At 71.8% G+C, this 23,761-nt stretch carries 29 protein-coding genes; 17 read left to right on the top strand and 12 right to left on the bottom strand.

Features of this window, described 5'->3' with window-relative positions; translation table 11 throughout:
- Window positions 1-53: 53 nt before the first annotated feature.
- Complete coding sequence (locus ABZ193_RS32525) at window positions 54-242, bottom strand: DUF5302 domain-containing protein (protein ID WP_020421728.1); 189 nt, start codon at window positions 240-242, stop codon at window positions 54-56.
- A gap of 129 nt (window positions 243-371) precedes the next feature.
- Here ABZ193_RS32525 and ABZ193_RS32520 point away from each other — a divergent pair, with 129 nt between their 5' ends.
- A complete protein-coding gene (locus ABZ193_RS32520) occupies window positions 372-1,094 on the top strand; it encodes a TetR/AcrR family transcriptional regulator (RefSeq protein WP_354712591.1) in 723 nt (240 codons plus the stop codon).
- Between the two features lie 54 nt (window positions 1,095-1,148).
- On the opposite strand, the gene ABZ193_RS32515 is transcribed toward ABZ193_RS32520, so the two are convergent.
- Window positions 1,149-2,933, bottom strand: a complete 1,785-nt coding sequence (locus tag ABZ193_RS32515) for a VanW family protein (protein WP_237335996.1) — start codon at window positions 2,931-2,933, stop codon at window positions 1,149-1,151.
- A gap of 96 nt (window positions 2,934-3,029) precedes the next feature.
- Between ABZ193_RS32515 and ABZ193_RS32510 the strand changes: the two genes are divergently transcribed.
- Window positions 3,030-3,530 carry a metallophosphoesterase gene (locus ABZ193_RS32510; protein ID WP_027936404.1) on the top strand — a complete coding sequence of 167 codons (501 nt, stop codon included), beginning with the start codon at window positions 3,030-3,032 and terminating at the stop codon, window positions 3,528-3,530.
- A gap of 515 nt (window positions 3,531-4,045) precedes the next feature.
- Here the strand turns inward: ABZ193_RS32510 and ABZ193_RS32505 are convergent.
- A complete protein-coding gene (locus tag ABZ193_RS32505) occupies window positions 4,046-4,711 on the bottom strand; it encodes a TetR/AcrR family transcriptional regulator (protein WP_237335995.1) in 666 nt (221 codons plus the stop codon).
- An 80-nt stretch (window positions 4,712-4,791) separates the two neighbouring features.
- Entirely contained in the window at window positions 4,792-5,946 is a 1,155-nt protein-coding gene (locus ABZ193_RS32500; protein ID WP_354712590.1) for a saccharopine dehydrogenase NADP-binding domain-containing protein, read from the bottom strand.
- 268 nt (window positions 5,947-6,214) lie between these two features.
- Here ABZ193_RS32500 and ABZ193_RS32495 point away from each other — a divergent pair, with 268 nt between their 5' ends.
- From ABZ193_RS32495 to ABZ193_RS32485, 3 genes are read left to right on the top strand one after another with little or no spacing between them, the layout of a single operon-like run.
- A complete protein-coding gene (locus ABZ193_RS32495) occupies window positions 6,215-6,706 on the top strand; it encodes a GNAT family N-acetyltransferase (RefSeq protein ID WP_237335993.1) in 492 nt (163 codons plus the stop codon).
- Between the two features lie 60 nt (window positions 6,707-6,766).
- Window positions 6,767-7,096 carry a WhiB family transcriptional regulator gene (locus ABZ193_RS32490; protein ID WP_020421721.1) on the top strand — a complete coding sequence of 110 codons (330 nt, stop codon included), beginning with the start codon at window positions 6,767-6,769 and terminating at the stop codon, window positions 7,094-7,096.
- Window positions 7,075-8,061, top strand: a complete 987-nt coding sequence (locus ABZ193_RS32485) for a TIGR03557 family F420-dependent LLM class oxidoreductase (protein ID WP_354712589.1) — start codon at window positions 7,075-7,077, stop codon at window positions 8,059-8,061. The genes ABZ193_RS32490 and ABZ193_RS32485 overlap by 22 nt, the downstream gene beginning before the upstream one ends.
- A 161-nt stretch (window positions 8,062-8,222) precedes the next feature.
- Here ABZ193_RS32485 and shbA read toward each other — a convergent pair whose 3' ends face one another.
- Both shbA and ABZ193_RS32475 read right to left on the bottom strand, forming a co-directional pair.
- Window positions 8,223-8,888: an RNA polymerase sigma factor ShbA gene (gene shbA, locus ABZ193_RS32480; protein ID WP_026153409.1), complete on the bottom strand. Its 666-nt coding sequence runs from the start codon at window positions 8,886-8,888 to the stop codon at window positions 8,223-8,225.
- A gap of 293 nt (window positions 8,889-9,181) precedes the next feature.
- A complete protein-coding gene (locus ABZ193_RS32475; protein WP_354712588.1) occupies window positions 9,182-9,628 on the bottom strand; it encodes a GtrA family protein in 447 nt (148 codons plus the stop codon).
- Window positions 9,629-9,750: 122 nt separating this feature from the next.
- On the opposite strand from ABZ193_RS32475, the gene ABZ193_RS32470 reads away from it, so the two are divergent.
- A complete protein-coding gene (locus ABZ193_RS32470) occupies window positions 9,751-10,140 on the top strand; it encodes a hypothetical protein (protein ID WP_039791883.1) in 390 nt (129 codons plus the stop codon).
- Between the two features lie 133 nt (window positions 10,141-10,273).
- Complete coding sequence (locus ABZ193_RS32465; RefSeq protein ID WP_017984337.1) at window positions 10,274-10,588, top strand: iron-sulfur cluster biosynthesis family protein; 315 nt, start codon at window positions 10,274-10,276, stop codon at window positions 10,586-10,588.
- Between the two features lie 46 nt (window positions 10,589-10,634).
- On the opposite strand, the gene ABZ193_RS32460 is transcribed toward ABZ193_RS32465, so the two are convergent.
- The 5 genes from ABZ193_RS32460 to ABZ193_RS32440 all read right to left on the bottom strand — a co-directional run bounded on the left by ABZ193_RS32460 (window position 10,635) and on the right by ABZ193_RS32440 (window position 14,676).
- Window positions 10,635-12,083 carry an FAD-dependent monooxygenase gene (locus tag ABZ193_RS32460; protein ID WP_354712587.1) on the bottom strand — a complete coding sequence of 483 codons (1,449 nt, stop codon included), beginning with the start codon at window positions 12,081-12,083 and terminating at the stop codon, window positions 10,635-10,637.
- Window positions 12,084-12,147: 64 nt separating this feature from the next.
- Window positions 12,148-12,741, bottom strand: a complete 594-nt coding sequence (locus tag ABZ193_RS32455; protein ID WP_354712586.1) for a TetR family transcriptional regulator — start codon at window positions 12,739-12,741, stop codon at window positions 12,148-12,150.
- Window positions 12,742-12,795: 54 nt separating this feature from the next.
- Window positions 12,796-13,488: an HAD family hydrolase gene (locus ABZ193_RS32450; RefSeq protein WP_354712585.1), complete on the bottom strand. Its 693-nt coding sequence runs from the start codon at window positions 13,486-13,488 to the stop codon at window positions 12,796-12,798.
- A 10-nt stretch (window positions 13,489-13,498) separates the two neighbouring features.
- Window positions 13,499-14,473 (bottom strand): D-glycerate dehydrogenase, encoded by a 975-nt coding sequence (locus ABZ193_RS32445; RefSeq protein WP_354712584.1) that lies wholly within the window; start codon window positions 14,471-14,473, stop codon window positions 13,499-13,501.
- A gap of 35 nt (window positions 14,474-14,508) precedes the next feature.
- Window positions 14,509-14,676, bottom strand: coding sequence for a hypothetical protein (locus ABZ193_RS32440; protein WP_020421713.1), 168 nt, complete (start codon window positions 14,674-14,676; stop codon window positions 14,509-14,511).
- Window positions 14,677-14,762: 86 nt separating this feature from the next.
- Here ABZ193_RS32440 and ABZ193_RS32435 point away from each other — a divergent pair, with 86 nt between their 5' ends.
- The 10 genes from ABZ193_RS32435 (at window position 14,763) to ABZ193_RS32390 (ending at window position 22,784) form a co-directional block, all read left to right on the top strand.
- A complete protein-coding gene (locus ABZ193_RS32435; RefSeq protein WP_237335983.1) occupies window positions 14,763-15,581 on the top strand; it encodes a CoA transferase subunit A in 819 nt (272 codons plus the stop codon).
- Window positions 15,582-15,613: 32 nt separating this feature from the next.
- Window positions 15,614-16,342 (top strand): CoA-transferase subunit beta, encoded by a 729-nt coding sequence (locus ABZ193_RS32430; protein ID WP_051123640.1) that lies wholly within the window; start codon window positions 15,614-15,616, stop codon window positions 16,340-16,342.
- Entirely contained in the window at window positions 16,339-17,514 is a 1,176-nt protein-coding gene (locus ABZ193_RS32425) for a thiolase family protein (RefSeq protein WP_237335982.1), read from the top strand. The genes ABZ193_RS32430 and ABZ193_RS32425 overlap by 4 nt, the downstream gene beginning before the upstream one ends.
- 19 nt (window positions 17,515-17,533) lie before the next feature.
- On the top strand, window positions 17,534-18,277 hold the full coding sequence (gene pcaH / locus ABZ193_RS32420; RefSeq protein ID WP_020421709.1) for a protocatechuate 3,4-dioxygenase subunit beta: 744 nt from the start codon (window positions 17,534-17,536) through the stop codon (window positions 18,275-18,277).
- Window positions 18,278-18,350: 73 nt separating this feature from the next.
- On the top strand, window positions 18,351-18,896 hold the full coding sequence (gene pcaG, locus ABZ193_RS32415; RefSeq protein WP_020421708.1) for a protocatechuate 3,4-dioxygenase subunit alpha: 546 nt from the start codon (window positions 18,351-18,353) through the stop codon (window positions 18,894-18,896).
- On the top strand, window positions 18,889-20,214 hold the full coding sequence (gene pcaB, locus ABZ193_RS32410; RefSeq protein ID WP_354712583.1) for a 3-carboxy-cis,cis-muconate cycloisomerase: 1,326 nt from the start codon (window positions 18,889-18,891) through the stop codon (window positions 20,212-20,214). The genes pcaG and pcaB overlap by 8 nt, the downstream gene beginning before the upstream one ends.
- Window positions 20,211-20,972, top strand: a complete 762-nt coding sequence (pcaD, locus tag ABZ193_RS32405) for a 3-oxoadipate enol-lactonase (protein ID WP_354712582.1) — start codon at window positions 20,211-20,213, stop codon at window positions 20,970-20,972. Before pcaB ends, pcaD begins: the two co-directional genes overlap by 4 nt.
- Complete coding sequence (gene pcaC / locus ABZ193_RS32400; RefSeq protein WP_354712581.1) at window positions 20,969-21,370, top strand: 4-carboxymuconolactone decarboxylase; 402 nt, start codon at window positions 20,969-20,971, stop codon at window positions 21,368-21,370. Before pcaD ends, pcaC begins: the two co-directional genes overlap by 4 nt.
- Window positions 21,371-21,433: 63 nt before the next feature.
- Window positions 21,434-22,228 carry an IclR family transcriptional regulator gene (locus tag ABZ193_RS32395; RefSeq protein ID WP_017984324.1) on the top strand — a complete coding sequence of 265 codons (795 nt, stop codon included), beginning with the start codon at window positions 21,434-21,436 and terminating at the stop codon, window positions 22,226-22,228.
- Window positions 22,221-22,784 carry a nucleotidyltransferase family protein gene (locus tag ABZ193_RS32390; protein WP_354712580.1) on the top strand — a complete coding sequence of 188 codons (564 nt, stop codon included), beginning with the start codon at window positions 22,221-22,223 and terminating at the stop codon, window positions 22,782-22,784. Before ABZ193_RS32395 ends, ABZ193_RS32390 begins: the two co-directional genes overlap by 8 nt.
- 542 nt (window positions 22,785-23,326) lie before the next feature.
- On the opposite strand, the gene ABZ193_RS32385 is transcribed toward ABZ193_RS32390, so the two are convergent.
- Window positions 23,327-23,710 (bottom strand): tautomerase family protein, encoded by a 384-nt coding sequence (locus ABZ193_RS32385; RefSeq protein WP_354712579.1) that lies wholly within the window; start codon window positions 23,708-23,710, stop codon window positions 23,327-23,329.
- Window positions 23,711-23,761 lie beyond the last annotated feature (51 nt).

Here is a 23,761-nt window from a genome sequence, read left to right as displayed (position 1 = left end):
GTATTGTGATGTGTGGGGGGGGGGGGGGGGCCCCCCCCCCCCCCCCCGTCCGGTCAGCCGCTCTTGCGGCGGAAGGTGCGCTTGCTGGCCGCTGGGCCGTGTCCGTGGACGTGGCCGCCCTTGCCGCCCCCGCTGTCGTGCTTGCCGGACGACTGGGCGTTCGCCTGCTTGCGTTCGAGGGCTTCGCGGAACCTGCGCTTGACGTCGTCTTCCGAATCATTCGGTGAACTGTTCTCGGACATACGACCTCCTGGGTGTCACGCGCTTGCTCGTCCAGCCTCCCAGGCCCGGTCCACCTTGGCGAGCCGTTTTCGTCACGATTCACGGCGGTGTTGACTGGCGCGCCAACACGAGGGAGCTACTGTTACGCCATGGCGAAGTCTGCTCCCGTGCCCGGCCGTCCGCGCTCCCGTGACGCGGCGGGGCTGCCCGCGGTCACCCCGGATCGCATCATCGACGCGGCGCTCGAGCTGACGGCCAGGCACGGGGTGGAGTCGTGGACGCTGCGCCAGCTCGCCGGCGCGGTCGACGCCTACCCGGCGGTGATCTACCACCACGTGGGCGACCGGGACACGGTCGTGACGGCGGTCGTCGACCGCGTCATAGCCATGTACGAGCTGCCGCCTGCCGAGATGGAGTGGCGCGCCTGGTGGCGCCAGTTCCTCACCAACCTGCGGCTGGTGTTCATGCGCTACCCCGGCGTGGCCCGGCGGGTCGCGCTCAACGGCCCCTCGGTCGAGGCGGGCGGGCCCACTGTGGACCGTGCGATGAGGACACTGCTGGGCGCCGGGTTCGAGCAGGACGAGGCCGCCATGGTGTGCCGCCTGCTGGTCAGCCAGGCCTGCCTGTTCATCTCGCTGGAGGACGACCAGCGCAAGGCCGGCGAGGTGAAGGCCCAGATCTCCAGCGGGTGGGGCGAGCCGACTGCGGACCCGGACCTGGCCGGTCTGGCCACGCTCAGCGAATCGGTCCACGAGCGCCTCGCCGACCCGGCGAAGAACCGCGACTACTTCGGCGAGCTGTTCGACTACGCCGTGGACCGCGTGCTGGACGGCGTCCAGGTGCGGCTCGATGAGATCGAGCGCGGCTCCTGACCGACGCGAAACGGGGCCGCACCGGATCGGTGCGGCCCCGTTTTCACGTCCCCGTCAGGGGCAGACGATCTTCGGCTGCGGGTTGTAGTGCACGGTGCGGGTCTCGCGCTTGACCTCGCGGCCGGTCTTCGCGTCCCGCAGCACCCGGGTGTCGCTGGTGGTGAAGCCCTGCGCCCCGTTGGAGGGGTGGCAGTTCTCCGCCGGGCCCGGCTTCTCCTGCGGCGGGACGAAGTTCGACCGCGGCCCCGGGATCGACTCGACGGTGTACCGCTTGGTGCCCCACAGCTTCACCGTGATGGACGACGGCGTCCAGATCGTCTGGATCGCCACGCCGGTGTCGGAGTCGTTGGTGAACTTCAGGTCGATCACGCTGCTGCCGCTGGCGCTCTGGAACACCGTCGCCTCCCGCGCGGCGGGGTAGCGGCTGATGTAGTAGCTGTGCTCCTTGTGCCCGGCGTCCTTCAGCCCGGCGAAGTAGGCCGCGTTGTACAGCGTGGTGGCGAACTGCGAGATGCCGCCGCCGACCTCGCGGGCCGGGGCGCCGTTCTCGATCACTCCGGCCTCGACGTAGCCCTGTGCCTTGCCGCGCGGACCGGTGAACCCGTTGAGGCTGAACGTCTCGCCCGGCTTCACGATCGCGCCGTTCACCTTCTGCGCGACGGTCCTGATGTTCACGCCGGAGTCGGCGGCGAACCCGCCCGTGGTGAACTCGCCGATGACCTCGGTGATGCCGAGCTGGTTGGCCTGCTCGGTGGTCACCTTCGCCGGGGTGGTGTGGTACTTCGCGACCAGTTCGTGCGCGCCCGGCGCCTTGAGCAGGTCGAACAGCGGCTGCAGGGTCGGGTTCCAGTCGACGCCCTTGCCATCCACCGACGGCTGCACCGTGGGTCGGCCGCCCTCGAACACGATCTGGGCGTCCTTGCCCTCCTTCTCGGAGGACTTGAGCTGCGGGCCGGCCGCCTCGACGATCTTGTTGTGGTCGACCTTCGGCACCAGCGTGCCGCCTTCGCCCGGCTCGAACGACAGCGCTGCGGCCACGGCCTCGGGGGAGAGCGTCGCGGTGGCGCCCTCGCCTCGGATGACCAGCGGCGTGGACACGGCGGGCTTGGCGAACCCGTCCAGCGTGGCCTGCACGGCCTCGGCCGAGACCTGGACCGGCGTGGTCGTCACCGGGAGGTTCAGCGTCTGCCCGGTCGCCCAGTGGCGCAGCACCTCGTTCTTGGCGCCCTCGGCGTCGAGCTGCTGGCCGGGCTGCGGCGGCACCGCGACCGGCTGGGCCTCCTCGAACCGGATCGTGCCCTCGACGGGGAGGCGGTCCGTGCGGCCGCGCAGCTCCTCGATGGCCGCGGCGAGCTTGTTCTGGTCCGCGTGGGTGACCACGCCGACCTCGCGGTCGCTGAAGAACGACGCGATGCGGGTGAACGGGTTGAGCGGCTGGTCGCCTGCCTGGTCCAAAGTGGACGGCCAGTCGAGCGTGAGGCCGGCCGTGGACGGGTCGATCGCGGCGGTGGCGTCACCGGCGCGCACCGGGATCGTCTGCGTCAGCCGCGGTTCGATCTCGTCCCGCAGCTTGTCCTCGGCCGCGGTGCGCTTGAGCCCGCCGACCTCGACCCCGGCGACGGTGACCCCGCGGGGCACGTTGCCCTGGCTCACCAGCAGGTCGACGGCGTAGAGCGCGGCGAGCACGCCGAGCACCGACCCGGCGATGATCGCGGCGCGCTTGGCGGACTTCTTCTTCCGCGGCGGCTCCTGCGTCACCTTCGGCAGCACGTCGGTGACCGGGGTCATGACCTCGGTCCGCTCGTCGTCGGACGTGGGCCACGCGGGTTCCTGCGTCAAGGCTCACCCCTCCTGATCCGGACAACCCGGATGAAGGTTACGGGCGAGGGGATTCGCGCCCTGCTCCGGGTGGCCCAGCGTGATACACCGGTGACCATGCAGCTCCTCGTCATGTCCGACACCCACGTGCCGAAGCGGGCGCGTGATCTGCCGGAACAGCTGTGGCAAGAGGTCGGGCGCGCCGACGTGGTGGTGCACGCGGGCGACTGGGTGGAGGTCGCGCTGCTGGACGAGCTGGAGAAGCGCAGCAAGCGGCTGATCGGCGTGTACGGCAACAACGACGGCCCGGAGCTGCGCGCACGGCTGCCCGAGGTGGCCAGGGCGTCGCTGGACGGCCTGCGGTTGGCGGTGGTGCACGAAACGGGCCCGGCGAAGGGCCGGGAGGCGCGGTGCGCGCGGGACTACCCGGATGCCGACGTCCTGGTGTTCGGGCACAGCCACATCCCGTGGGACACGGTGGCGCCCAACGGATTGCGCCTGCTCAACCCCGGCTCGCCGACCGACCGGCGCCGCCAGCCGGAGCACACGTACCTGACGGCGCGAGTGCGCGCGGGGCGATTGGAGCAGGTGAAGCTGCACGCGCTGCCGCCCCGCTGATTCCGGTCTCGCGCGGGGCCGTACCGCCGCGGTCCCGCTGGTCCCGGCGCCGCTGGCGCTCCGGCGCAGCTGGTGGTGCTGGCGCTGCTGGCAGTGCTTGCTCCCGCTCCGCGGGGCGCCGTTGGTGTCCCGGCGCTGCTGACAGTGCTGGCTCCCGCTTCGCGGGGACGTGCCGCTGCGGTCCCGCTGGTCCCGGCGCCGCTGGCGCTCCGGCGCTGCTGGTGGTGCTGGCGCTGCTGGCAGTGCTCGCTCCCGCTTCGCGGGGCGCCGTTGGTGCGGTGCCCCCGCGGTCTCGGCGCTGCTGGTGCCCCGGCGACCCCCGTGCCGTTGGCGCCCCCGGTGCTGCTGACTCCCGCTTCGCGGGGGCGATGCCGTCGGCTGGGCCGCCGCATCCGGTAGCCCCGCCGGCCCTGGCGGCCCGCGAGGCTTGCACCCGCTTCGCGGGGGTGCCGCGGGCCGGACCGCCGCAACTGGCAGCCGCGGCGCTGGGCCCGCAGCCACGGGGCGGGTCGTGGTCAGTCGCGGCTCGTGGCCGAGTCCGCCCCGTCTGCCGGTTCGCGGCTCGCTGAACGCGCCTCCGGCACCTTCACCTCCGCCGGCTGCGCCAGCAGCCGGACGATCGAGGTGAACGAATCCACCCCGATGCCCGGGTCCACCGAGCGCAGCAGGCCCAGCCCGAGCGTGATGCTGAACAGCGCGTAAGCCGCCTGCCGGGCGTCCATCGGCAGCCGCACGCCCAGGCGCCGCGCGTTGGTGTTCAGCAGGCCCGTCACCAGGTCGGCGATCTCGGCGTTGCTCTTGGCCAGCCGCCCGAGGAGCTCCGGGTCGCGGCGGCAGTTGAGCAGGTACTCCGCCTCCAAGCGGATCCACTCCTGGTCGCCGCCGGTGCCCGCGGCCCACACCGCGAAAGCCGCGAGGAGTTCCTCGAGGCTGTCGGTGCCGGCCAGGGTCGCGTCCACCGACGCCGCCTTCTCCGCTCGCACCCCCTCCAGAACGGCCAGGCACAGCTCGTCCTTGTTGCGGAAGTTGGAGTAGACGGCGCCCTTCGAGTACCCCGCCTCCTCGGCCACCCGCTCCAGCGAGGTGCCGGTGTAGCCCTCGCGCAGGAACAGCTCCGTCGCCGTGTCCAGGAGGCGGCGGCGCGTGTGCGCCTGACTTTCAGCGCGCGTCAGTCGAGCCATGCGATCACTGTAAGGCTCGGCTTGAACTGTGTTTAAGCCTGGTCGGGGTTTCGGTTTTGGGTATCCCCCGTCCGGGTGGTTCAGGACGGCAGCGTCCGGAACGCCAGCCCCGCGTTCTTCAGCCGCGTCAGCAGCGCGTCGCCCATCGCGGCGGCCGGGGAGAGCTGCCCGGCGCGGGACGGCAGGTCGTCGTGCGCCAGGCAGAGCGCGGACTCGGCCAGCATCTTCGCCGTCTCGTCGTAGCCGGGGTCGCCGCCGGAGACCTCGGTGACCACGCGCTTGCCACCGCCGTCGGCGACGAACCGGACCTTGAACCAGGACTTCGCGCGGCGCTGCTCGCTCGGGCCCTGACCGGGCTTGCGCAGGTTGCCCAGCGCCTTGCGCACCGGCGGCAGTTGCACGAGCGCGACCGCGGCGCCCAGCCCGGCGAGCCCGCCCGCCAGCACCGGCAGGTGCTTGACCGCGGCGTAGTGGCTGTAGGTGAAGTCCGGCCCGTACTCGGGCAGCTCCCGCGCCGAGCCGACGACGATCTGCGGGTCGATGGTCGGCAGCGGCACCAGCCAGTGGCCGGTCTCGCCGTCGCGCCGCGGGGTGCCGGTCACCGCGCGCACGCGGCGGCCCTCGGGGCGGTGCTGCACCTTCTTGCGTTCCCGCGCGGCCTGGGCCATCGGCAGCAGCCGGGACGCGGCGCCGAGCGCGGAGGCGTAGGTGCCGCCGGAGAACGTCGCCCCGACGCGGACCTGGCCGCGCACCCGGATCGGCACGTCGTCCGGCAGCTGCTTGACCGTGTAGTAGACGCCCAGGTCGTGCGGGATCGAGTCGAAGCCGCACGCGTGCACGATGCGCGCCCCGGTTTCGGCGGCGCGGGCGTGGTGGCGGACGTACATCAGGTCGGTGAACTCGGGCTCGCCGCACAGGTCCACGTAGTCGGTGCCGGCCTCGGCGCACGCGGCCACCAGCGGCTCGCCGTACTGCACGTAGGGGCCGACCGTGGTGATCACGACCGTCGCCGATTCGGCAACCGCTTTCAGCGAGGCGGGGTCGGTGACGTCGGCGTAGAGGAGCGGCAGCTGGGCGAACTTCGGCCCGAGGCCGTCGCGCACGGCCTCCAGCTTGGCGCGGCTGCGACCGGCGAGGGCCCACCGGCAGTCGTCGGGGGCGTGCCGGGCCAGGTACTCCGCGGTGAGCCGGCCAGTGAAGCCGGTCGCGCCGAACAGGACCACGTCGTAAGCCATGCGGGCCACCCTAACGGCTGCCTAGGCTCGATGGATGATCAATGGCGCTCACGTGATCCTGTACAGCCACGATGCGGAAGCCGACCGCGCCTTCCTGCGTGACGTGCTCGGACAGCCGCACGTCGACGCGGGCGGCGGTTGGCTCATCGTGAAACTGTCCCCCCGCCGAGCTCCGCCTGCCCGGCGGGGAGGTCGGCCTGTACGAGGCCCGCCACCAGCGGGCCGCCGATCTCTGAAATCCGCTGGACGGTCCCGTCACGATGGACCCGTGTGGACGATCAACCCGGTCCCCGTGACCGACGCCGCCGCGCAAGCCGTTCTGCGCGCCTACTTCGACGACGTCGCCAGCCGCTACTACGGCCGCCCCGCGACGGTGGCCGAACTGGACGCCGCGATGGCCGACGACCCCAGCGACGACCTCGTCCCGCCGACGGGCCTGTTCCTGCTCGCGCGGTCGCACGATGAGGTGACCGGCTGCGTCGGCATTCGCGTGCTCGACGTCACGACCGCGGAGCTGACCCGGATGTTCGTCCTTCCCGGAGCGCGTGGCCGGGGAGGTGGTGACCAACTGCTCCGCGCGGCCGAAACCGCAGCTCAGGCACTGGGTTGCGAGCGGATGAGGCTGGACACGCGGCACGATCTGGTGGAGGCTCGTGGGCTCTACGCCAAACACGGCTACCGCGAGATCGAAGCTCCTGAACAACGCTTGTACGCCGATCACTGGTTCGAGAAGCGGCTGGCGCTCGGCCGACAGGTGTAGTGGCCGAAAAACCGGGGTAGTCCTGCGCGCAACTGAGATGGTCGCGGAGGTGAGGTCGAGATGGCGGACACGTCACGGCTCCCGGTGCCTGTTGCCGAAACGTGGGAGTGGCAGAGGCACGGCAACTGCCGGAACTTGGACAGCTCGGTGTTCTTCCACCCGGACGGCGAACGGGGTTTCGCGCGGGCGGACCGGGTCGCGCGGGCGAAGCAGATCTGCATGTCCTGCCCGGTGATCGTCGAATGCCGGCACCACGCGCTCACCGCCGAAGAGCCCTTCGGCGTCTGGGGTGGGCTCGACGAGACCGAGCGGCGAGCGATGATCTCGCGGCGCAAGCAGCTGCTGGCCGGCGCTGAGAAGGAGCAGGAGTGCGTTTCGGTTACACCCTGATGACCGAACAGGCCGGGCCGAGGGAGCTGGTCCGGCACGCGGCGGCCGCCGAGCAGGCGGGGTTCGCGTTCGAGGTGTGCAGTGACCACTACTCGCCCTGGCTCGACGAACAAGGGCACGCCCCGTACGCGTGGAGCGTGCTGGGCGCGGTCACCCAGGTGACCGAACGCGTCGAGCTGCTGAGCTTCGTGACCTGTCCGCTCATGCGGTACCACCCGGCGGTGGTGGCGCAGAAGGCGGCGACCATCTCCCTGCTGTCGGGCGACCGGTTCACGCTCGGGCTGGGCGCGGGCGAGAACCTGAACGAGCACGTCGTCGGGCGCGGGTGGCCGCCGGTGAACGTGCGGCACGAGATGCTGAGCGAGGCGCTCGCGATCATCGGCGACCTGTTCGACGGCGGGTACGTCAACTACTCGGGTCAGCACTACCGGGTCGACTCGGCGAAGTTGTGGGACCTGCCGGAGCGGCGCACGCCGATCGGCGTCGCGGTGTCCGGCAAGCAGTCGGTGACGCGCTTCGCCCCGGTGGCCGACGCGCTGATCGCCACCGAGCCGAAGCCCGAGCTGCTGCACGCCTGGGACGAGGAGCGCGCCCAGCTGGGGCAGGACTCTTCGCGCAAGTACGCGCAGCTGCCGGTGTGCTGGGACCCCGACCCGGAGGCGGCCAAGCAGCGGGCGCACGAGCAGTTCCGCTGGTTCGGCGGCGGCTGGAAGGTCAACGCCGAGCTGCCCGGCACGTCCGGGTTCGCCGGTGCGACCCAGTTCATCACCCCCGACGAGGTCGCGCAGGCCATCCCGTGCGGCCCGGACGCCGAGCCGATCGTGAAGAGCGCCCAGGCCTTCGCCGACGCGGGCTTCACGGATCTGGCGCTGGTCCAGATCGGCGGCGACCACCAGGACGGGTTCTTCGAGTTCGCGTCGCGCGAACTGCTGCCCGCCCTGAACGAGGCCTACGGCACGGCCTAGTTCGTCTTGACGCGGCGGTGCCGCCTCACCACCCGTGCAGCTCGCACCGCCGCGGGTTCCGAGACGGCTCCAGCCACGCGCGGCGTGCCCGTTGAGGGTGGTGGTGGGCTGGCGGGAGGGGTCGCTACCCGCACCGCCAGGCCAGCCGGTTGTGGATTGGTTCAGTCGAGCAGGTCGCCGTCGCGGGTGATCATGGCTCGCAGCTTGCCCAGGGCGCGGTGCTGCGTGACGCGGACGTTGCCTGCCGAGATGCCCAGCGCCTCGGCCGTCTCGTTCGCCGACAGGCCGACCGCGATCCGCAGCGTCAGGATCTCCTGCTGCAGCTGCGGGAGGGTGGCCAGCAGCTTGGTCATCCGGTCGCCGAGGTCGACGTCGAGCGCGTGCTTCTCCGGCTCGTTGTCGGCCAGCGGGCGTTCCGGCAGCTCGGCGACCGGGTCCGACCGGTCCCGCGAGACCAGGCGGTAGGCATCGGCGACCTTGTTGGACGCGATGGCGTGCACCAGGTAGAGGAACGATCCGCCCCGGTCCTGGTACTGCGGCAACGCGTGCAGGACGGCCAGACAGACCTCCTGCGCGACGTCGTCCGCCGAGAGGTAGGACAGGTCGCGTCCGCCCAGCCGCGCCCGGCAGTACCGGACGGCGACGGGGGTGATCATCTGGATCAAGCGGTCCACGGCTCCGCGTTCACCGGTGGCGGCTTCGCGGACGACCGGGTCGAGCTCTTCCTTCGTGAGCCGCTGTGATGCCCGAGGAAAGGCCTGGGGCGTCAGCCCCGGCGCCTCGGGCTCGGCTCTTCCGGCAGTGACAGGCGGGACACTCGTTCGCATGGTCGGCTCCCCAACGACAACAACGATGACCCGTCGACCGGTCGCCGTCGGGGGCCCGCGTTTCTTGTTACTCTCGGTGAACGGGTACTCCCTCTAGGTCCCTGCCGACCCGTTCCCGATGAAACTGTGCGTAATCGTATGTGGTGGTCGCCCGGCAGTCCAGATTTCAACTAGACATACCCCATTCGCAGCAAGAGCCCGCTCGATGGAGTTCTCCAGGTGCGTGAACCGAGCACTCACGAACAATCAAGCGCAAAAGTGACACACTTCTTGGCTGTGTGACAACACGCAGGTCATGGGCGTGCGAAGACCCACCAACGCAGTACCGCGAACCGGACGATCCCGCCCAGACCGCTCGCCACCGCGAGTGCGACCGCCTGGAGGGTGGCCGACGGATTGGTGGTGAACAGGTGTAGCGAAAGCAGCACGAGTGATCCGTAGCCCGCGTAGAAGGCGAATGTCCCCGCCGACTGCAGGTGCAATCGAACGGGTGACGCGGAATGGCCGGCGAACGTTACGCGGCGCTGGAACTCGGTGTTGGCGAGCGTGGTCAGCGCGATGGCGAGCACGTTCGCGGTCACGGCGCCCAGCAGCGGGCGGCCGCCGAGGAAGAGGAGTTCCTGCAGTCCGGTCGTCAGCACTCCGGCGACGACGTACCAGGCGACCGGGTGGTGTTCGGCCGGACGGTGCGCGGCGGGAGCCTCCCGTGCCACCGACCCGCTGATCCACGTTGCGGTCATACCCAAAACTTACCTACGCTCAGCAATTGTTTGTACTGTACAACCACGTGAGCTTGATCTCGGGTTTGCCCGTTCCGCCACTCGGGTATCGCCACCGCTAGGACAGCAGGTGAGGAGGACCGATGAGTGAGGCTCATGGCCATCCCGTGCCGGACGCGGTGGAGACCGATCCGGCCGCGTTGAACAGCGCGGAGGACCTCGACGAGGACCGGTTGCGCGTCGACCCGCTCGAGGAGGGCGTCGAGCCGCCGGAGCGGTACATGGCCTCCGACCGGTTCGGCACGACCCCGAACGAGGTACGCGAGGGCGAGAGCCTCGACGGGCGGCTGGCGCAGGAGCGTCCGGACGTCCAGCCGGAGGACGTGCCCGCCGACGAGACCGAAACCCGCGACGGCCTGGACGTCGCCGACGCGGGGCAGAACCTCGGCGACGCGGTCGACCAGAAGGCGGACAACCCGCCCGGCTCGGTGCCGGACGCCATCCGGACACCGCCGGACGAAGACCCTGTGTGAAATCGGTCACATCGGCGCTGACCTGGCGAAACCCAGGGTGAACGGCGATGACGGCCGGTGCAGGACAGCGCTCGCGCGGGGGTGCCCCTACGGTCGGAGGTACGAGTGCACGTGACGCGAAGGGACTGACACGATGCTCGCTTTGACCGATGCCGCCGCCGAGGCCATCAGCGCCCTGACGGCACAGGAGGGCCAGACCGACAGTGGTGGCCTGCGCTTCGCCGTGCAGGCCCAGCAGGACAGCGGCGCGCAGCTGGCGCTGTCCGTGGCACCGGCTCCGGAGGACGGGGACCAGGTCGTGGGCGCGGACGGGGGCGCGAAGGTGTTCCTGGAGCCGCAGGCCGCGATCTTCCTGGACGACAAGGTGCTGGACGTCCAGCAGGACGAGCAGGGACAGCTGAACTTCGCCGTCCTGCCGCAGCCGGACGCGCAGCAGCCGGGCCTGTAGAACAAGGGACTTCCGCTGAGGGAGGGCGCCCGTGCGGCGTCCTCCCTCAGTGCGTTCCGGGGCCGAACCACCTCGTGAGCGCCTCGTGCAGGCCGTCGCCGTCGGAGCCGGTCCAGGCGATGAAGCAGTCCGGCCGCAGCAGGTACGCGGTCTCCAGCCCGGGCGCCTCGACGACGTCGACGGAGTTCCGCCACGGCCCGGCGTCCAGCGTCCCGGTCGGATCGAACAACAACGCCCGCGCGCCGCGGGCGAGCGCGGGCAGGTCCGGCAGGTCCGGTGCGAACCGCCCGGCCGGTTCACCGGGGCCGCCGACGTCGTAGCGGATGTCCGCGCCGGCCATCAGGTCGGCGATGTGCTGCCGGGTGCCGCGCAGTGCGAGCAGTTCCCCGAACAGCTCCCGCAGCGCGGTCACGTCGCCGCCCGGCCGGATCAGCAGCGACTGCGCCTGCGTGTGCATCGCGACCCGTTGCGCGACCGGGCGCCGCTCGGACTCGTAGGTGTCCAGCACGTCCACCTCGCCGCGGACCGCCGCCGCGAGCTTCCAGCCCAGGTTGACCGCGTCCTGCAGGCCGAGGTTGAGGCCGGGGCCGCCGATCGCGGAGTGCACGTGCGCCGCGTCGCCGAGCAGGAACACGCGGCGGTCCCGGTAGCGCTCGGCGATCCGGGTGTTCCCGCCGAACAGACGGCGCACCAGGTGCGGCCCCGCGCCGGACGGCGGCCCGAGCGGCAGGTCCGCGCCGAGCACGCGGGCGGCGCTGGCGCGCACTTCCGCCAGTGACGCTTCGCCGTCCGCGGGCAGGCCCCACTCCACGGTGCTGACCATCGGGTTCCGGTCGGGGAACGGCGCCCAGGTGATCAGCCCGCGTGCGGTCCGCAGGTGCTGGAACGGCGGCACGGCGCCGAACCCCGGGACCTCCAGCTCGCCGCCAGGGCCGATGAGCCCGGGTGGGACGCTGACCTCCGCCGAGTACGACACGGACTCGTCGGAGGTCACGCCGGGGAACCCGATCCCGGCCAGCTTGCGGACCACGCTGTGCCCGCCGTCCGCGCCGACGAGGAACCGCGCGCGGACCGGCTCGTGCCCGTCGACCTCGACGGTCACCGCGTCCGCGTCCTGGGTCAGACCGGTGACCTCGTGCCCGCGACGGACCTCGACGCCGAGTTCGGCCGCGCGTTCGGCGAGCACCTCCTCGATGCGCCGCTGGGGCACCATCAGCGTGTAGAGGTGGTGGGTGAGGTCGGCCAGCGGCAACGGGAAGGCGCCGAACACGAACCCGCGCGCGGGTTCGGGAGCGCCGGGCCCGCCGGTCAGCCGTTCGTACAGGCCGCGCCGGTCCAGCATCCGCACGACCTCGCCGACCAGGCCGTTGGCGCGGGGTTCGGTGCGGGGGCCGGCGAGACGTTCCAGGACGACCGCGCGGGTGCCGGACAGTGCGAGTTCGCAGGCGAGCATGAGGCCGTTCGGCCCGCCGCCCGCGATGACGACGTCGATCATGGAAAAATCCTTCCGGGCAGGGGGAACCGGCCCGGGTACCCCGCCCGGGCTGTCCACAGTGGAGTTACCGGCCCGCGGAGAGCAGGTCGAATGCTTCGGTGAGCAGGTCCGCCACCGGGCGATTGGTCCGGAGGTGGTGGCCGATCGCGGTGTGCACGGCGGCCACGACCGCGGCCGCCACCAGGTGCGGGTGCAGGTCCCGCTCGAGCGAGGCGCCGGTGCGCTCGGCGACCGCCGCGGCGATCTCGGCTTCCGCCACCGCGCCCGCCTTGAGCAGATCGCCCTGCAGGGCGGGGTCGGCGAGCATCACGCGCACGCCGGCCGTCCAGGTCACCGGGTCGGGCACCGGGTGCTCGGCCGCGGCGAGGTCCGGGGTGAACTGGGCCGCGGCGGAGGCGCTGATCGCGTCCCACAACGGCTCGTCGGCCGGCCGCTCGCGGAGCGCGACGGCGAGGTTGCGGAGGCGGTCGGTGTGGCGAGCCACGATCGCCTCGCCTTTGCTGGAGAAGTAGTTGTTGAACGTGCGCGGGGAGACCCCGGCCGCCTCGGCGATGTCCTCGACCTTGACGTTGCCGAACCCGCGCTCGACGGCCAGCCGGATGGCCGCCCAGCTGATCGCCGAGCGCGTCTCGGCTTTCTTCCGCTCCCGCAGGCCCATGGCTCCACGGTAGCAAAACTTGCGTGCCGCGCAAACATGCGTGACACGCAAGATTCAGAAGTGGTGCACGAGCTCCCGGAACGAACCCAGCGTCAGCACCCGATCGTCGGTCTCGTCCAGCTCGTCGTGCTCCAGCACCCAGGTGTTCGCGTTGGGGATGAACACCGCGTTCATGCCGGCCGCGCGGGCGGGGCGGATGTCCGACTTCGGCGAGTTGCCGATCATCCACGTCGACTCCGGCGCGAGCATCCGCGCCGACGCCAGGCCGCGGTACACCTCGACGTGCTTCTCCGGCACGATGTGCACCTCGCGGAAGTGGTGGGCCACCCCGGACGCGTCGATCTTGCGTTGCTGCTCCTCGCGGTCGCCCTTGGTCAGCAGCATCAGCTCGTGCCGCGAGCCCAGCTCGACGAGCGTCTCGGCGACGCCGGGGATCAGCTCGACCTCGTGGTTGATCAGCGCCGCCGCCAGCTCCTCGATGCGGGCGCGCTCCGCCGCGGTCGCGGGACGCTCACGCAACTTCTCGAAGCACTCGCCGAGGCTGTGCAGGAACACCTTGGTCCCGTAGCCGTGCGACACCGCGTTCGCCCGCTCGATGTCGTCGAGGATCTCCCGCACCGCGGCGCGCTCCAGCGTGGGATGCGCGATCCAGTCCAGGTAGTCGTCGATGACCCGCTCGAAGATCACGTTGTTCTCCCACAACGTGTCGTCGGCGTCGAGGATCAGGACCTGCCCGTTCAGTCGCACGCTGCGCAGACTAGGAGCGGTCGCCGTCCGGGCGCACCTCATTAACGGCGCCATCGCCCGCCAGCACGGCAGCGACGTTGCGCGCCGCGAGCAGGGCCATCTCGGTCCGGGTTTCGACCGTGGCGGAGCCGAGGTGCGGTGTCACGACCACGTTGTCCATCTCCAGCAGCCGCGGCTCGACCTCGGGCTCCTTTTCGAACACGTCCAGCCCGGCGCCGGCGATCTCCCGCCGCAGCAGCGCGTCGGCCAGCGCGGCCTCGTCCACGACCGGTCCGCGCGTGGTGTTGATCAGGAACGCGCTGTGCTTCATCACGCCCAGCGCCTCGGCGTCGATCAGGTGCCGCGTCTCCGGCGTCAGCGGGCAGTGCAGCGACACCACGTCGGCGGTGCGCAGCAGCTCCAGGAACGACAGGTGCTCCGCGTGCAGCGCCGACTCCACCTCCGGCTTCGCGCGGGACCGTCCGCTGTAGACGATCCGCATGCCGAACGCGCGGGCCCGGTGGGCCACCGCCTGCCCGATCTGGCCGAGGCCGACGATGCCGAGGGTCTTGCCCTGCAGGCCGGAGCCGAGCATGAACCCGAGGTGGAACGACCAGGGTGTGCGGGACCGCAGCAGCCGTTCACCCTCGCCGATGCGCCGCGTCACCGCGAGCAGCAGGCCGAACGCGAGGTCCGCGGTGGCGTCGGTCAGCACGCCGGGCGTGTTGGTGACCGTCACGCCCCGCTCGGCCAGCGCGGGCACGTCGATGTTGTCGTAGCCGACCGCGACGTTGGCCACGACCTTCAGCTGCGGCCCGGCCGCGTCGGCCACCGCGCCGTCGACGCGGTCGTGCAGCATGCACACCACCGCGTCCGCGCCGCGCACCGCTTCGCGCAGCTCGTCGGGGCTGAGCGGCCGGTCCTCGCCGGACACCCAGACCTCGCCCGCCTCGCGGAGCACCACCATCGCTGCTTCCGGAACCCGCCGCGTCACCACGATTCGCATGGGCTCCAGCTTCGCAGGATCGGCGGCCGCTCGCGCTATTCGGGGTCCATGCCCCCGGGGCCGCCCTCGCCCTCCGGCTCGGCCTCGTCCGTGCCGACTTCGGGGTCCTGGTCGCGGTAGGTGGGTTCGGTGTGCTCACCGCCGATGTCGGCGTCCTGCTGCTCGCTCTCGGCCGTCACCGGGTCGATTTCGGGTCCGCTCATGCGTCCACCCTTCCTTGCGTGGCTCCGGACGGCCAGCTATGTTCATATGTAGAACTTGTGTGCGGAATGCGAACGGAAGCAGCTCAATGGCCGAGATAACGTCGCTCCGTGACGCCGTCGCCCAGCTGGTGCACGACGGGGACACGGTCGCCCTCGAAGGATTCACCCACCTGATCCCGCACGCGGCGGGACAGGAGATCATCCGCCAGCGGCGCAGGGACCTCACGCTGGTCCGGATGACGCCGGACATCGTCTACGACCAGCTCATCGGCGCTGGGTGCGCGAAGAAGCTGATCTTCTCCTGGGGTGGCAACCCGGGCGTCGGGTCGCTGCACCGCTTCCGCGACGCCGTGCAGAACTCCTGGCCGGTGCCGCTGGAGATCGAGGAGCACAGCCACGCCGGCATGGCCAACCGCTACGTCGCCGGCGCGTCCGGGCTGCCGTTCGCGGTGCTGCGCGGCTACCGCGGCACGGACCTGCCCAAGCACACGGACACGATCAAGACGATCACCTGCCCGTTCACCGGCGAGGAACTGGCCGCGGTGCCCGCCATCAACCCGGACGTGTCGATCATCCACGCGCAGCGGGCCGACCGGGCGGGCAACGTGCAGATGTGGGGCCTGGTCGGGGTGCAGAAGGAGGCCGTGCTGGCCGCCAAGCGCAGCCTGGTCACGGTCGAGGAGGTCGTCGACGAGCTGACCCCGGTGCCCGGCCAGGTCATCCTGCCGACCTGGGCCGTCACGGCGGTCGCCGAAGTGCCCAACGGCGCGCACCCGTCCTACGCGGCGGGGTACTCCGAGCGCGACAACGAGTATTACGCGTATTGGGATTCCATTGGGCGGGAGAGGGACTCGTTCCAGCGCTGGCTGGACGAGAAGGTGTTCGGCGTGGAGGTGGCCCAGTGACGACGGTCGAACGGACGTACACGTCCGACGAGATGATGTCGATCGCCGCGGCCCGCGCCCTCACCGGCGGCCAGCGGGTGTTCGTCGGCATCGGCCTGCCCTCCACCGCGGCCAACCTCGCCCGCCGCACCCACGCCGAGGACCTGGTGCTCATCTACGAGTCCGGCACCCTCGGCTCGAAGCCCACCCGGCTGCCCGCGTCGATCGGTGACGGCATCCTCGCCGACACCGCCGACGCCGTGATCAGCGTGCCGGAGGTGTTCAACTACTGGCTGCAGCCCGGCCGGATCGACGTCGGCTTCCTCGGCGCGGCGCAGCTGGACAAGTTCGGCAACATCAACACCACGGTCATCGGCGCCGACTACGCCGACCCGAAGGTCCGCCTGCCGGGCGCCGGTGGCGCGCCGGAGATCGCCGCGAACTGCCACGAGGTCTACGTCGTGGTGCGGCAGAGCAAGCGCAGCTTCGTCGAGCAGGTCGACTTCATCACCTCCTTCGGCCACGGCCGCGGCAAGGGCGAGCGCGAGAAGCTGGGCCTGCCCGGCGCCGGCCCGACCCTGGTGATCACCGACCTCGGCGTGATGCGCCCCGACCCGGAGACCGCGGAGCTGGTGCTGACCCAGATCCACGAGGGCGTCACGGTGGAGCAGGTCAAGGAGGCGACCGGCTGGGACCTGAAGGTCGCGCCGGAGCTGGAGACCACGCCGCCGCCGACCGAGGCCGAGCTGAAGGCCCTGCGTGAGTTGAAGGCAGCCAAATGAGTGACGCATACGTTCTCGACGCCATCCGGACCCCGTTCGGCCGCTACGGCGGCGCCCTGGCGGGAGTCCGCCCCGACGACCTCGCCGCGCACGTGCTGCGTGAGCTGGCCTCCCGCAACGACCTCGACCCGGGCACGGTCGACGAGGTCGTGCTGGGCGACGCCAACCAGGCGGGGGAGGACAACCGCAACGTGGCGCGCATGGCCGCGCTGCTCGCGGGCTGGCCGACCTCGGTGCCCGGCACCACCGTGAACCGGCTGTGCGGCTCCGGCCTGGACGCGGTGATGCAGGCCAGCCGCACCATCGCGACCGGCGACGCGTCGCTGGTCGTCGCGGGCGGCGTGGAGTCGATGACCCGCGCGCCGATGATCCTGCTGAAGCCGGAGAAGGCGTACTCCCCGGCGACGCAGACCCTGCATTCGAGCACGCTCGGCTGGCGCATGGTCAACCCGGAGATGCCCGAGCAGTGGACGATCTCGCTGGGCGAGAGCACCGAGCGGCTGGCCGAGAAGTACGGCATCACCCGCGAGGCGCAGGACGAGTTCGCCCTGCGCAGCCACCTCAACGCGGCAAAGGCGTGGGACGCCGGCTTCTACGACGACCACGTCGTGCCCGTCCCCGGCACCGACCTGACCCGCGACGAGGGCATCCGCGCCGACTCGACGCTGGAGAAGCTGGGCAAGCTCAAGCCCGCGTTCCGCAAGAACGGCACCATCACCGCGGGCAACGCCTCGCCGCTCAACGACGGCGCGTCCGCCGTCCTGCTGGGCGACCAGGCTGCGGCTGACCGGCTCGGCAAGACACCTCTGGCACGCATCGCGGGTCGCGGTGCGGCGGGTGTCGACCCGGACGTGTTCGGCATCGGCCCGGTGCGGGCCGCGGAGATCGCGCTGGAGCGCGCCGGGATCGGCTGGGAGCAGCTGGCCGCGGTCGAGCTGAACGAGGCGTTCGCCGCGCAGTGCCTGTCCTGCTTCGCCGACTGGCCCAAGCTCGACCCGTCGATCGTGAACGTCAACGGCGGCGCGATCGCGATCGGGCACCCGCTGGGCGCCTCCGGTGGCCGCATTCTCGCGTCGCTGGCCTACGAGCTGCGCCGCCGCGGCGGTGGCTACGGGCTGGCCGCGATCTGCATCGGCGTGGGCCAGGGGCTCGCGGTCGTGCTGGAAGCGTGAGGAGAAAGGAAACCGTGCTATGGCAGCACCGACGAGTAACAAGCTGATCCTGCCGCGCTACCGGCGGGACCCGGAGGGCACGCACCCGCCGCTGGACTCACCGGGCTACCGGTCGACGGCCCTGCGGCACCCGAAGCAGCCGCTCGTTCTGCTGCCGCAGATGCTCACCGAGGTGACCGGCCCGCTGCTCGGCCCCGGCCGCCTCGGTGAGTTCGACAACGACCTGACCCGCCAGCACGCGGAAGAGCCGCAGGGGCAGCGCATCCTGGTGCACGGCCGCCTCCTCGACGGCGACGGCCGGGGCATCCCGAACTCGCTGATCGAGATCTGGCAGGCCAACGCGGGCGGCCGCTACCGGCACATCGGCGACAACTGGCCCGCGCCGCTGGACCCGAACTTCGACGGCGTCGGCCGCACCATCACCGACTCGGAAGGCCGGTACGAGTTCACCACCATCAAGCCGGGCGCGTACCCGTGGAAGAACCACGACAACGCCTGGCGGCCAGCGCACATCCACTTCTCGGTGTTCGGGCAGGCGTTCACGCAGCGCCTGGTGACGCAGATGTACTTCCCGGACGACCCGCTGTTCTTCCAGGACCCGATCTTCAACTCGATCCCGGACGAGAAGGCGCGGCAGCGGATGATCTCGCGGTTCGACTACAGCCGAACCACCGATCACTGGGCGCTGGCGTTCGAGTTCGACATCGTGGTGCGCGGGCGCGAGCAGTCGGTGTTCGAGAACGAGGAGGAGGAGGACGAGTGAGCGACACTTGGCCCTTTTCGCGCTTGCTCGTCCGACCGGGTGCGGGTGTCCCGCAGAACACAGAGGAAGACGAATGACGACCCCTTCGCAGACCGTCGGCCCCTACCTCGCGATCGGCCTGCCCTGGGAGGACGGCCCGACGGTGGTGCCCGAGGGCACCGAGGGCGCGGTGTGGATCCGCGGCACCGTCACCGACGGCGAGGGCAACCCGGTCCCGGACGCGATGATCGAGACCTGGCAGGCCGATCCGCAGGGCCGCTTCGACCACCCGGACGACCCGCGCGGCCGCGTTCCCGGGTTCCGCGGGTTCGGCCGCTGCCCGACCAAGCCGGACGGCAGCTACGAGATCCTCACCCTGCTGCCGGGCGCGATCCCGGGCGAGAACGGCGCGACGCAGGCCCCGCACATCGACGTGTCGGTGTTCGCGCGCGGGCTGCTGCACCGGGTCGTCACGCGCATCTACTTCCCGGAGAACACCGAGGCCAACGCCGCCGACGCGGTGCTGAACTCGGTGCCGGAGGACCGGCGCGGCACGCTGATCGCTGCCAAGACCGACGACGGCTACCGCTTCGACGTGCGTCTCCAGGGTGAGGCTGAGACAGTGTTCTTCGATGTCTGACCTGTTCGACCCGATTCTCGCCGCCGGGCCGGTCCGCGACGAGGTCTCCGACGCCGCCTGGCTACGGGGACTGCTCGACGCGGAAGCGGCGCTGGCGAAGGCGGAGGCGGACGCGGGCGTGATCCCGCGCGAGCACGCCGACCGGATCGCCGCCGTGGCTCGTGACGGGAAGTTCGACCCCGCCGCGATCGGTGCGAAGTCCGTCGGCGTCGGCAACCCCGCCGCGCCGCTCGTGCGGGAGCTGACCGCGCAGGTCGGCGGCGAGGCGGGCCGCGTCGTGCACCTCGGCGCGACCAGCCAGGACATCGTGGACACCGCGGCGATGCTGGTGTCCACGCGTGCGGTGGACGTGCTGCTCGGCGAGGTCGAGGCGTGCGCGGACCGGCTCGCCGAGCTGGCGCGGGAGCACGCCGGCACTGTCCAAGCGGGACGGACGTTGCTGCAGCAGGCGCTGCCGGTGACGTTCGGGTTCCAGCTCGCAGGCTGGCTCTCCGGGCTGGACGCGGCCGCGGACCGGTTGCGGGCACAGCGGTTCGCGGTGCAGCTCGGCGGGGCGACCGGCACGCTGGCGTCGCTGGGCGAGCAGGGGCCGGCGGTGCTGGCGGCCTTCGCGCGCAGGCTCGGGCTGGCGGAACCCGCGATGCCGTGGCACACCGAGCGGACGCGCATCGCGGAACTCGCCGGGGCGCTCGGTTCGTTGGCGGGTGTGGTCGCCGGTGCGTCGCGGTCGCTGGTGCTGCTCGCGCAGACCGAGGTCGGGGAGATCGCCGAGGTCGCCGAGGGCAGCGGCGGCTCGTCCACCATGCCGCACAAGCGGAACCCGGTCGCCGCGGTGGCGGCCGGGGCGGCCGCGCAGCAGGCGCCCGGACTGGTCGCGACCCTGCTCGGCGCGATGGCGCAGGAGCACCAGCGCGCCGCCGGGTCCTGGCACGCCGAGTGGCGCCCGCTGACGGAACTGTTCCGCAGCACCGGATCCGCCGTGCACTGGCTGCGCACGAGCCTGGACCGGCTCCAGGTCGACGCGGACCGGATGCGCGCGAACTTGGACATCACGCGCGGTGCGCTGCTGTCCGAACGGATCACGACCGCGTTGGCGGCCGAGACCGGGCGGCTCGAAGCACACGACGCGGTGAGCGCGTGCACTCGCCGCGCGTTGGCCGGCGAGGGCGAGCTGGCCGATCTGCTGGCCGAGGACGCCTTGGTGGGCAAGCACCTGTCGCGCGAGCGCATCGGCGAACTGCTGGACCCGGCCGGTTACCTGGGGAGCGCGCGGGTCTTCGTCGAACGGGTGCTGGAGAAGCGAAAGGGGACTTCGTGAAGGTCCACTACGAGACCGCGGGCGACGGCGAACTCGTCGTCCTGAGCAACTCCATCGGCAGCAACCTGCGCATGTGGGAGCCGCAGGTGAAGCCGTTGGTGGACAACGGTTTCCGCGTCGTCCGCTACGACACGCGGGGTCACGGGCAGTCGCCGGTGCCGCCGGGGCCGTACTCGATCGCCGACCTCGGCCGTGACGTCGTCGAGCTGCTGGACACGCTCGGCGTCGAGTCCGCGCACTTCGTCGGCCTGTCGCTGGGCGGGATGACCGGCGCCTGGCTCGGGCAGCACGCGCCGTCGCGGATCCGATCGCTGGCCCTGACGTTCACCTCGGTCAAGCCCGGCAACGTCGACATGTGGACCGGGCGCGCGAAGCAGGTGCGTGCCGAGGGCATGGCGACGATCGCCGAGGGCAGCATCGGCCGGTGGTTCACGCCGGACTGGATCTCGGCGAACCCCGAACTGGCCGAGGAGCTGCGGCAGATGACGGCCACGACCCCGGCCGAGGGCTACGCGTCGTGTTGCGAGGCCATCGCCGGGCTCGACCTGACCGCCGGGCTGGGCACGATCACCGCGCCGACCCTGGTGATCTCGGGAGCCGACGACGCCGCGCTGCCGCCCTCGCACGGGCAGGTCATCGCCGACGGCATCCCGGGCGCGAAGTTCGAGGTGATCGACCACGCCGCCCATCTGGGCAGCTATGAGCAGGCAGGCAAGTTCACCGAACTGCTCCTGGAGCACCTGAAGGGGGCGCGATGAGCGACGAGCTGTACGACGCGGGCATGAAGGTCCGGCGCGAGGTGCTGGGCGACGCGCACGTCGACCGCGCCACCGCCAACGCGACCGAGTTCGCGCAGAAGTTCCAGGACTACATCACCCGCGCCGCGTGGGGCTCGATCTGGACCCGCGAGGGCCTGGACCGCAAGACCCGCAGCTGCATCACGCTGGCCGTGCTCACCGCGCTGCACTGCCACGGCGAGATCGCGATGCACGTCCGCGCCGCCGTCGGCAACGGGCTGACGGCCGACGAGATCGGCGAGGTGCTGCTGCACGCCGGCGTGTACGCGGGGGTGCCGGCGGCCAACGAGGCGTTCGCCATCGCGCAGAAGACACTGGCCGAGATGGGAGAGCCCACCGCCCAGCCGCGCGCCCAATAATCCCGCCCGTCGCCCGCCACCACCCTCGACGGAGGCGCTTCGCGCCGCAGTTAGATTGGGAATATGGAACCGACCGAGCGCGGCGCGCACCACGTCCAGTCGCTGGAACGCGGCCTGGCCGTGATCCGCGCGTTCGGCGCCGGGTCGCCCGAGCTGACGCTGTCCGACGTGGCGCGCTCGACCGGCCTGACCCGCGCCGCGGCCCGGCGGTTCCTGCTGACGCTCGTCGACCTCGGGTACGTGCGCACGGACGGGAAGTACTTCTCGCTGACCGCGCGTGTGCTGGAGCTCGGCTACGCGTTCCTGTCCAGCATGACGCTGCCCGAGGTCGCGCAGCCGCACCTGGAGCGGCTGTCCGCGGAGGTGCGCGAGTCGAGTTCGGTGTCCGTGCTGGAGGGCGCCGACATCGTCTACGTCGCGCGTGTCGCGGTGTCCCGGATCATGACGGTGAGCATCAACGTCGGCACGCGGTTCCCGGCCTACGCCACCTCGATGGGGCACGTGCTGCTCGCCGGGCTCGACGACGAGGGGTTCGCCCGGTACCTGGAGCAGGCCGAGTTGCAGCGGCTGACCTCGCACACGCTCACCTCGCCCGCCGCGTTGCGGGCCGAGCTGGCGGCGGTGCGGCAGCAGGGCTGGGCGCTGGTGGACCAGGAGCTGGAGGAGGGCCTGCGGTCGGTCGCGGCGCCGATCCGGGACCGGCAGGGCCGCGTCGTGGCGGCGGTGAACGTGTCCACCCACGCCAGCCGCACGCCGCGGGAGACGGTGATCGAGGAGATGGTGCCGCCGCTGCTGGCCGCCGCGAAGCGCATCGAGGACGACCTGGCCGTCGCACCCGCGCAGGCGCGCCGTGGGTGAGTGCGCCGGGCTGCTGCTGGCGGCCGGCGCCGGGCGGCGGATGGGGCGTCCGAAGGCGCTGGTCGAACTGGACGGGGAACCGTTGCTGCGCCGGGCTTTGCGCGCGCTGACCGACGGTGGCTGTGCGCCGGTGCGGGTGGTGGTTGGCGCGCAGGCTTCGGATGTGCGGGCGTTGCTGCCGGATCCGTCGTGGGCGGTCGAGTCGCCGGACTGGGCCAGCGGAATGGGCGCGTCGCTGCGGGCCGGGCTGCGGGCACTGCCGGACGCGTCGGCCGTGCTGGTGCACCTGGTCGACCTGCCCGGGGTGGACGCCCGCATCGTGGCGCGGCTGCGGGCGCTGGCCTCGCCGGATGTGGTCGCGCGCGCCGCCTACGACGGGGTGCCGGGGCATCCGGTGCTGTTCGGCCGCCGCTGGTGGGACGAGGTCGCGGAGAGCGCCTCGGGGGACCGCGGAGCCCGCGACTGGCTCCGCGGCCGCACCGACCTGCGGCTGGTGGAGTGCGCCGACCTGGGCGGCGGCCAGGACGTGGACACCCCAGCGGACCTGCGGCGCTGAGCGGCGCCGGCGCCGCGGAGGCTGGTCCGCCGGCAGGTGCACTTGGCCGGGATTCCGGCCCCGGACCGGCCGCGCTAAGCGGCGACCACCCCGCTGACACCGGTCCGCCCGGCGGGTGTCCCGTGGAGTTCGGTGGTCACCCATGGCCGGACGTGGATACCCCCGCGGACCTGCCCCGCCAGGCGGCGACAACCCCGGGCCACGCCGGTTCACCGGCAGGCGCCCTTCGCCGGGATTCCGGCCCGCAGATGCTTCCTGCTGGACCCCGGACCTGCCCGCCAGGCGGCGACCCCCCGCCGATACCAGGCCGCCCGCCGGGTGTCCCGTGGAGTTCGGTGGTCGCCTTTGGCCGGAGGTGGACACCTCAGCGGACCCGGCCCGCTAGGCGGCGTCGACTCCGCGGAGGCTGGCCGGCCCGGTGGGTGTGCCGCCGAGTTCGACGGTCCCCCTTGGTTGCATGAGGACCCCCGGCGAACCTGCCCCGCTGAGCGGCGCCATGCCGCACGTGCACTTCGCCGGACCCGGGCCCCGGACCCGCCCCGCTAAGCGGCGACCACCCCGCCGACACCGGTCCGCCCCGCGGGTGTCCCCACCAGTTCCACCGTCACCCCGGCCCGCACGCGCTCCCCGAACACCGCCACGATCGCGTCGGTCACCCCGGCCACCAGCCTGGCCACGATGTCGTCCGCGTCCGGACGCTCGAACGCCGCTTCCCGGATCCCGAAGAGCACCGACGGCGCGGGCGCGGACGCCGGCTTGCCCCCGATGCCCCACCGGTTCGGCGGCACCCCGACCAGCCGCACGACCGCGATCTCCCGCGCCCATTCCCCGTACACGGCGACGATCGCCTCGGTCAGGCCTTCGATCAGCTCGGTCTCGCGCCCGGCCAGGTCGCTCTCCAGGACGTGCACGGTCAGATGAGGCATCTCAACTCCCAAAGTAGATTTGCAAGCAAAGATAATTGCGGGCGGAGTGGC

It is taken from the genome of Amycolatopsis sp. NPDC006125, assembly GCF_040614195.1.
GTDB lineage: Bacteria > Actinomycetota > Actinomycetes > Mycobacteriales > Pseudonocardiaceae > Amycolatopsis_E > Amycolatopsis_E tucumanensis.
This window is presented reverse-complemented; position numbering and strand designations above follow the sequence as displayed.

Excerpts from the sequence above, each read along its gene's own strand:
- ABZ193_RS32525 (WP_020421728.1), bottom strand. The coding sequence starts at position 242 with ATGTCCGAGAACAGTTCACCGAATGATTCGGAAGACGACGTCAAGCGC.
- ABZ193_RS32520 (WP_354712591.1), top strand. The coding sequence starts at position 372 with ATGGCGAAGTCTGCTCCCGTGCCCGGCCGTCCGCGCTCCCGTGACGCG.
- ABZ193_RS32510 (WP_027936404.1), top strand. The coding sequence starts at position 3,030 with ATGCAGCTCCTCGTCATGTCCGACACCCACGTGCCGAAGCGGGCGCGT.
- ABZ193_RS32505 (WP_237335995.1), bottom strand. The coding sequence starts at position 4,711 with ATGGCTCGACTGACGCGCGCTGAAAGTCAGGCGCACACGCGCCGCCGC.
- ABZ193_RS32500 (WP_354712590.1), bottom strand. The coding sequence starts at position 5,946 with ATGGCTTACGACGTGGTCCTGTTCGGCGCGACCGGCTTCACTGGCCGG.
- ABZ193_RS32490 (WP_020421721.1), top strand. The coding sequence starts at position 6,767 with ATGGCGGACACGTCACGGCTCCCGGTGCCTGTTGCCGAAACGTGGGAG.
- shbA (WP_026153409.1), bottom strand. The coding sequence starts at position 8,888 with ATGCGAACGAGTGTCCCGCCTGTCACTGCCGGAAGAGCCGAGCCCGAG.
- ABZ193_RS32475 (WP_354712588.1), bottom strand. The coding sequence starts at position 9,628 with ATGACCGCAACGTGGATCAGCGGGTCGGTGGCACGGGAGGCTCCCGCC.
- ABZ193_RS32470 (WP_039791883.1), top strand. The coding sequence starts at position 9,751 with ATGAGTGAGGCTCATGGCCATCCCGTGCCGGACGCGGTGGAGACCGAT.
- ABZ193_RS32465 (WP_017984337.1), top strand. The coding sequence starts at position 10,274 with ATGCTCGCTTTGACCGATGCCGCCGCCGAGGCCATCAGCGCCCTGACG.
- ABZ193_RS32460 (WP_354712587.1), bottom strand. The coding sequence starts at position 12,083 with ATGATCGACGTCGTCATCGCGGGCGGCGGGCCGAACGGCCTCATGCTC.
- ABZ193_RS32455 (WP_354712586.1), bottom strand. The coding sequence starts at position 12,741 with ATGGGCCTGCGGGAGCGGAAGAAAGCCGAGACGCGCTCGGCGATCAGC.
- ABZ193_RS32445 (WP_354712584.1), bottom strand. The coding sequence starts at position 14,473 with ATGCGAATCGTGGTGACGCGGCGGGTTCCGGAAGCAGCGATGGTGGTG.
- ABZ193_RS32440 (WP_020421713.1), bottom strand. The coding sequence starts at position 14,676 with ATGAGCGGACCCGAAATCGACCCGGTGACGGCCGAGAGCGAGCAGCAG.
- ABZ193_RS32435 (WP_237335983.1), top strand. The coding sequence starts at position 14,763 with ATGGCCGAGATAACGTCGCTCCGTGACGCCGTCGCCCAGCTGGTGCAC.
- ABZ193_RS32430 (WP_051123640.1), top strand. The coding sequence starts at position 15,614 with ATGATGTCGATCGCCGCGGCCCGCGCCCTCACCGGCGGCCAGCGGGTG.
- ABZ193_RS32425 (WP_237335982.1), top strand. The coding sequence starts at position 16,339 with ATGAGTGACGCATACGTTCTCGACGCCATCCGGACCCCGTTCGGCCGC.
- pcaH (WP_020421709.1), top strand. The coding sequence starts at position 17,534 with ATGGCAGCACCGACGAGTAACAAGCTGATCCTGCCGCGCTACCGGCGG.
- pcaG (WP_020421708.1), top strand. The coding sequence starts at position 18,351 with ATGACGACCCCTTCGCAGACCGTCGGCCCCTACCTCGCGATCGGCCTG.
- pcaB (WP_354712583.1), top strand. The coding sequence starts at position 18,889 with ATGTCTGACCTGTTCGACCCGATTCTCGCCGCCGGGCCGGTCCGCGAC.
- pcaC (WP_354712581.1), top strand. The coding sequence starts at position 20,969 with ATGAGCGACGAGCTGTACGACGCGGGCATGAAGGTCCGGCGCGAGGTG.
- ABZ193_RS32395 (WP_017984324.1), top strand. The coding sequence starts at position 21,434 with ATGGAACCGACCGAGCGCGGCGCGCACCACGTCCAGTCGCTGGAACGC.
- ABZ193_RS32385 (WP_354712579.1), bottom strand. The coding sequence starts at position 23,710 with ATGCCTCATCTGACCGTGCACGTCCTGGAGAGCGACCTGGCCGGGCGC.